This is a genomic window from Pseudomonas tehranensis, from assembly GCF_014268615.1.
In the GTDB taxonomy this organism is placed as follows: domain Bacteria; phylum Pseudomonadota; class Gammaproteobacteria; order Pseudomonadales; family Pseudomonadaceae; genus Aquipseudomonas; species Aquipseudomonas tehranensis.
In genome coordinates, this window is record NZ_JABWQV010000275.1 from 1 (window position 1) to 6,020 (window position 6,020).

Annotated in this window: 6 protein-coding genes; 4 read left to right on the forward strand and 2 right to left on the reverse strand. The window is 61.4% G+C overall.

The genetic code is table 11. From position 1 onward, the window contains the following. Window positions 1-37: 37 nt before the first annotated feature. The gene (locus HU811_RS23830; RefSeq protein ID WP_202883622.1) at window positions 38-1,930 is read right to left on the reverse strand and encodes a methyl-accepting chemotaxis protein; all 1,893 of its coding nucleotides are present in this window, start codon (window positions 1,928-1,930) and stop codon (window positions 38-40) included. A gap of 283 nt (window positions 1,931-2,213) precedes the next feature. Between HU811_RS23830 and HU811_RS23835 the strand changes: the two genes are divergently transcribed. Next, a complete protein-coding gene (locus tag HU811_RS23835) occupies window positions 2,214-2,468 on the forward strand; it encodes a hypothetical protein (RefSeq protein ID WP_025211369.1) in 255 nt (84 codons plus the stop codon). A 31-nt stretch (window positions 2,469-2,499) separates the two neighbouring features. After that, window positions 2,500-3,069 carry a lipocalin family protein gene (locus HU811_RS23840; protein ID WP_186658416.1) on the forward strand — a complete coding sequence of 190 codons (570 nt, stop codon included), beginning with the start codon at window positions 2,500-2,502 and terminating at the stop codon, window positions 3,067-3,069. Window positions 3,070-3,126: 57 nt separating this feature from the next. On the opposite strand, the gene HU811_RS23845 is transcribed toward HU811_RS23840, so the two are convergent. After that, entirely contained in the window at window positions 3,127-4,491 is a 1,365-nt protein-coding gene (locus HU811_RS23845; RefSeq protein WP_186658418.1) for a formimidoylglutamate deiminase, read from the reverse strand. A gap of 144 nt (window positions 4,492-4,635) precedes the next feature. Between HU811_RS23845 and hutC the strand changes: the two genes are divergently transcribed. Together hutC and HU811_RS23855 are read left to right on the forward strand one after the other, a co-directional pair. Continuing rightward, window positions 4,636-5,346 carry a histidine utilization transcriptional repressor HutC gene (hutC, locus tag HU811_RS23850; protein ID WP_171061303.1) on the forward strand — a complete coding sequence of 237 codons (711 nt, stop codon included), beginning with the start codon at window positions 4,636-4,638 and terminating at the stop codon, window positions 5,344-5,346. Then, window positions 5,343-5,912, forward strand: coding sequence for a HutD/Ves family protein (locus HU811_RS23855; protein WP_186658420.1), 570 nt, complete (start codon window positions 5,343-5,345; stop codon window positions 5,910-5,912). The genes hutC and HU811_RS23855 overlap by 4 nt, the downstream gene beginning before the upstream one ends. The last annotated feature ends 108 nt before the right edge of the window (window positions 5,913-6,020 follow it).

Genomic DNA, 6,020 nt, shown 5'->3' on the forward strand with positions numbered 1-6,020 from the left:
GGGAGCGGGCTTGCTCGCGAAAGGGCCCTTGAGCGCACTAGATCCGAAAACTACCCACCAACTGCTTCAACCGCGCCGCCTGCTGTTCAAGGTCGGCACAGGCGCGCAAGGTGGCTTGCAGGTTTTCCACACCTTCCTGGTTCAGCGTGTTGATTTCGGTGATGTCGACGTTGATCGATTCCACCACGGCGGTCTGCTCTTCGGTGGCGGTGGCCACGGATTGGTTCATGCCGTCGATTTCACCGATGCGCTGGGTCACGCTGCCCAGGCGTTCACCGGCCTGGTTGGCGATGCCGACGCTGCTTTCGCTCTGGCGCTGGCTGTCGGTCATGGTCAGGACCGCTTCCCGGGCGCCGACTTGCAGTTCTTCGATCATCTTCTGCACTTGCTGCGCCGAATCCTGGGTGCGATGAGCCAGGTTGCGCACTTCATCGGCCACCACCGCGAAGCCGCGACCGGCTTCACCGGCCCGGGCGGCTTCGATGGCGGCGTTCAGGGCGAGCAGGTTGGTCTGCTGGGAAATGCTGGTGATCACCTCAAGGATCTGGCCGATGTTCACCGTGTTGCTGTTCAGGGTTTCGATGTTGCCGCACGAATCGCTGATCTTGGCGGACAACTGCTGCATGGCGGTGATGGTTTTATCCACCACTTGTTGACCGTCTTCGGCCAGGCTGCGGGCATCGCTGGAATGTTGCGAGGCGAGGGCGGCGTTCTGGGCGATTTCCTGGGCGGCGGCACCGAGCTGGTTGATCGCCGCGGCCACGCTGCTGGTGCGCGAAGCCTGTTGATCGGAATTGACCATCGATGAATTGGACGCGCTGACCACACGCAGCGCGACTTCGTTGACCAGCCCGGTGGCCGAGGCCACTTCGCGAATGGACGTGTGAATGCGCTCCACGAAACGGTTGAACGACGTTCCCAGGGCGCCGAATTCGTCCTGGCCATGGATGGTCAGGCGGCGAGTCAGGTCGCCTTCGCCTTCGGCGATGTCATGCATGGCGCGGCCCATGGTCAGCAGCGGTTGCATCAGCACGCGGATCAGCATGCCCAGCAGGGCGATGATGAACACCACGGCAATGACCATGGCGATCAGCGCCGAGGTACGGAACTCGCTGAGCATCGCCAGGGCGGTGTCCTTGTCGAGCACCAGCGCCACGTACCAGTCGGCCCCCGGTACACCGTTGACCCGCGTGAAGGAGAGGTATTGGGTCTTGCCGTCGAGTTCGACTTCCTTCATGCCTGGGCTGATTTGCAGGGCGCCGTCAGGGTAGGCCTCGGCCAGGGTCTTGAGCACGCGCTGGCTGTCGGGGTGGATGAGGATCTTGCCGTCGGCGCTGACGATGAAGGCATGGCCGTGGCCGCCGAAGTTCAACGAGTTAATGATGGTGCTGACGCTCGACAGGTCGATGTCCGCACCGGCCACGCCGATCATCTGGTTCTGATGCTGTACCGGGGTGGCGACGGTTATCACCAGTTTGCCCGACGAGGCGGCGATGTAGGGTTCGGTGACGATGGTTTGTTGAGCGCTGTTGGCAGCCTTGTACCAGCCACGGGCGCGGGGATCGTAGTCGGCCGCACGATTGCCGGCCGGTACCGAGAACATCACGCCGTCGGTGCCGCCGAAATAGCTGAGCTGGAAGTTGCCGGTGTAGGCCGGTAGACCCACGGCGCGCTTGAGGCTATCGGCACTGCTGCCGTCCACGGCAATCTGCTGGGCCAGCGATTGCAGTAATTGGGTGCGGCCTTCGACCCAGGTCTGAATGTTGCGGCTGGTCAGGCTGCCGAGCTCCTGCATGGAAGTCTCGGTGCTGGCATGCAAGCCCTGGCGCTGACGGTAATCGTTGAACAGGATGAAGCAGGCGAATGCAACGGCTACCACGAGCGCAGCAGCCAGCAGGATTTTGTGGCTGAATTTCATGTTTCTGGTCATTAAGAACGCTACCGCAGAGGAGCTGGTCAGGAAGGGGCGTCAATTTGCCATAACGCCTGGCATTGCGCTGCTCTTTTTATCGGCTCCAAAGCGCTTTGAATCAGGCGTGCGCAGGCTAATCCCGACGAAATACACGACGGCGTCACAAACTGATTGTTTCACCCATGAAACACCGGCCCAACGCCCAACAAATACTGGGTCTGTCGGGGAACCAGATAGGGGTTTTCTCTTCTAAGGTTCTGGTTGGCACCCTGCCACCCCCTTCCGTTCCAGGAGTTACACCATGTCGCTGCGATCTATCGCCCTGTTGTCCTTGTGCGTCTTGTTGACGGCATGCAGCAAGGTCAACCAGGAAAACTATTCGAAATTGTCGGCCGGCATGCCCAAGGCCGAAGTCGAAACGTTACTGGGGAAACCGACCGATTGTTCGGGCGCGCTCGGCATGTCCAGTTGCACCTGGGGCGACCAGAAGAGCTTTATCAGCGTGCAGTACGCCGGTGACAAAGTGTTAATGTTTTCCGGCCAAGGCCTGAAGTAAACCGGGGCCACCGGCCCGCGGGAGAAAAATAATGATGCGGTTATTGTTAGTGCTTTTTGCCGGCCTGGTATTGGCTGGCTGTGCCACTTCTGGCGAAGACCCGTTGGCGCCGAAGACTGTCAACAGCGTCGACCTCAAGCGTTACCAAGGGACCTGGTACGAGTTGGCCCGTCTACCGATGTACTTCCAGCGCAACTGCGCGCAATCCGAAGCCCACTACACCCTCGAGCCTGACGGCAATGTGGATGTGTTCAACCGCTGCCTGACCTCGGACTGGCAGTGGGAAGAAGCCAGGGGCACTGCAACGCCTCAAGTGCCGGGCAAGACCGACAAGCTCTGGGTCGAGTTTGATAACTGGTTTTCGCGGATCGTGCCGGGCGTGGCGAAGGGGCAATACTGGGTCCTGTATGTCAGCGATGATTACAAGACCGCCATCGTCGGTGACCCGAGCCGTCGTTACATGTGGCTGCTTTCCCGAACCCCGACGGTCAACGGCGTTGTGCGCGAAGAACTGCTGAGCAAGGCGCGCCAGCAGGGTTACGACACGACACGGTTGATCTGGCGTGCGTCGGATCGGCAGATGGCCAAGACTTCGGATTAGCTGCCTGGGAATATCTAATGTGGGAGCGAGCAAGCCCGCTCCCACATTTTATCGGCGTCAGCCTAAAAGTTCGCGCAATACCTGGGTAAACGCCCGAGCGCTTTCCTCTTCCACGGCGTGATGCCCGTCCCGCACAACCCACTGTCCGCCGACCATCACATCCCGCACCTGACGATCCCCGCCGGCAAACAGCCAGCGATTGAGAATCCCATCGCCGTTGGCGGTGGCCAGGTAAGGATCGTTGCCATCGAGCACCAGCCAGTCGGCGCGCTTGCCGACTTCGAGGGCGCCGACCGGTTGTCCCAACGCCTGGGCACCACCTTGCAGCGCAGCATCGAACAAGGTGCGCCCGACCATCGGTTGATCCGCCCGATACAAGCGGTTTCGCCGCTGGTCTCGCAGACGCTGGCCGTATTCCAGCCAACGCAGCTCTTCCACCACGCTCAACGACACATGGCTGTCGGAACCGATCCCAAGACGTCCACCCTGGGCGAGGAACTCAACGGCCGGGAAAATCCCGTCGCCCAGGTTGGCTTCAGTGGTCAGGCACAGGCCGGCAATCGCCTGGCTCCTGGCCATGAGGCTGACTTCCTGAGCATTGGCGTGAGTGGCGTGGACCAGACACCAGCGCTGATCCACCTCGGTGTTTTCGTACAGCCATTGCAGCGGACGGGCGCCACTCCAGCTCAGGCAGTCGTCGACTTCCTTTTGCTGTTCGGCAATGTGGATGTGCACCGGGCAATGGCGGTCGCTGGCGGCCAGCACTTCCTGGATTTGCCCGGGCGTCACGGCGCGCAGGGAGTGGAAACACAAACCCAGCGCTTGGGTCGGTTGCCCGGCCAGAATCGGCTGCAAGCGTGCCTGAAGTTTCAAGTAGTTTTCGCTGCTGTTGATGAATCGACGTTGCCCGTCATTGGGGGCCTGGCCGCCGAAACCGGAATGGCTGTAGAGCACCGGCAGCAGGGTCAGGCCGATGCCGGCGGCGCTGGCGGCCTGGCTGATGCGCAGGGCCAGTTCCGCCGGGTCGGCGTAAGGCGTGCCGTCGGTGTCGTGGTGTACATAATGGAATTCGGCGACCGAGGTGTAACCGGCCTTGAGCATTTCGATGTACAGCTGTCGGGCGATGATGCCGAGCTGATCGGGGCTGATTTTTCCGACGAGGCGGTACATCAGGTCGCGCCAGGTCCAGAAACTGTCGTTGGGGTTGCCCGCCACTTCCGCCAGCCCAGCCATGGCCCGCTGGAAGGCGTGGGAGTGCAGGTTCGGCATGCCGGGCAACAGTGGCCCGCCCAGCCGCTCGGCGCCGTCTGCCTGGGAGTCGGCCTGGATATGAGTCAACACGCCGCTGGCGTCGACTTCAAAACGTACATCATGGGCCCATCCACTAGGCAGCAGTGCGCGTTCGGCAAAGAAGGCGGACATGGTTCAACCTCATCGTGCGTAATTTGTATATACATATACAGACGTTTGCCTGCCCGGTAAACTCCGGCAAGCTAGCACCCTTCTTTTGCAGAACAAGGAACCGCCGTGCCGACTCCGCCTGCCAAACCGCCGCTGGCCGCAAACATGGGTGACAGTCCGGCGCCCTTGTACGCCCGCGTCAAACAGATGATCACCCAGCAGATCGACAGTGGAAACTGGCCGCCGCATTACCGCGTGCCGTCGGAAAGCGAACTGGTCAGCCAGTTGGGTTTCAGCCGCATGACCATCAACCGTGCCCTGCGTGAGATGACCGCCGACGGCTTGTTGGTGCGCATGCAAGGCGTCGGCACCTTCGTGGCCGAGCCCAAGAGCCAGTCGGCGTTGTTTGAAGTGCATAACATTGCCGACGAGATCGCCTCCCGGGGCCATCGCCATACGTGCAAAGTCATCACCCTGGAAGAGGAGGCCGCCGGTTCCGAGCGCGCCCTGGCCCTGGACATGCGCGAAGGCCAGAAGGTGTTCCACTCGCTGATCGTGCATTTCGAAAACGACATCCCCGTGCAAATCGAGGACCGTTTCGTCAATGCCCTGGTGGCCCCGGATTACCTCAAGCAGGATTTCACCCTGCAAACGCCCTACGCCTACCTCAACCAGGTGGCGCCGCTGACCGAAGGCGAGCACGTGGTTGAAGCGATTCTCGCTGAAGCGAGCGAGTGCAAGCTGCTGCAGATCGAGCGGGGCGAGCCGTGCCTGTTGATTCGCCGCCGCACTTGGTCGGGGCGTCAGCCGGTAACCGCCGCGCGCCTGATTCACCCCGGTTCCCGTCATCGTCTGGAAGGTCGGTTTCATAAATGAGTGACTTGAAGGTTTTACGCGCCGCGGATTACCCACGTATGCCGTGGAAAAACGGCGGTGGCAGCACCGAAGAAATTACCCGAGACGCTGGCACCGGCCTGGACGGTTTCGGCTGGCGTCTGTCGATTGCCGATATCGCGGAGTCGGGTGGTTTTTCCACGTTCGCCGGTTACGAACGCGTCATCAGCGTCTTGCAAGGTGACGGCATGAGCCTGAGCGTCGATGGCCAGGTCACGCGACCTCTGCATCCGCTGGACCCCTTTGCGTTCAACGGCGAAAGCCATGTGCATTGCACGTTGCTGGGCGGACCGATTCGCGACTTCAACCTGATCTATGCGCCGCAGCGTTACCGCGCACGGGTGCAATGGATGGGCGGCCAGCAGCGGTTTTTCAGCGAGGCGGGGACAGTGCTGGTGTTCAGCGCGGCCCCGGGGTTGGCGATCAAGATCGGTGAGTCCACCGTTGGCCTGGGCCTCTACGACTGCTTGCAACTGAGCGGTAACACCGAGTTGCTGGACATCTCCACCCACGGCCAATGCTGCGTGATTGAGCTGACTGCCCATTGATTTCCGGCTAACACACTCTGGTGGCGAGGGCGCTTGCTCCCGTTCGGGTGCGCAACGCCCGTCGCTTCTTGGGGGCCGTCGCGGCCCAGCGGGAGCAAGCTCCCTCGC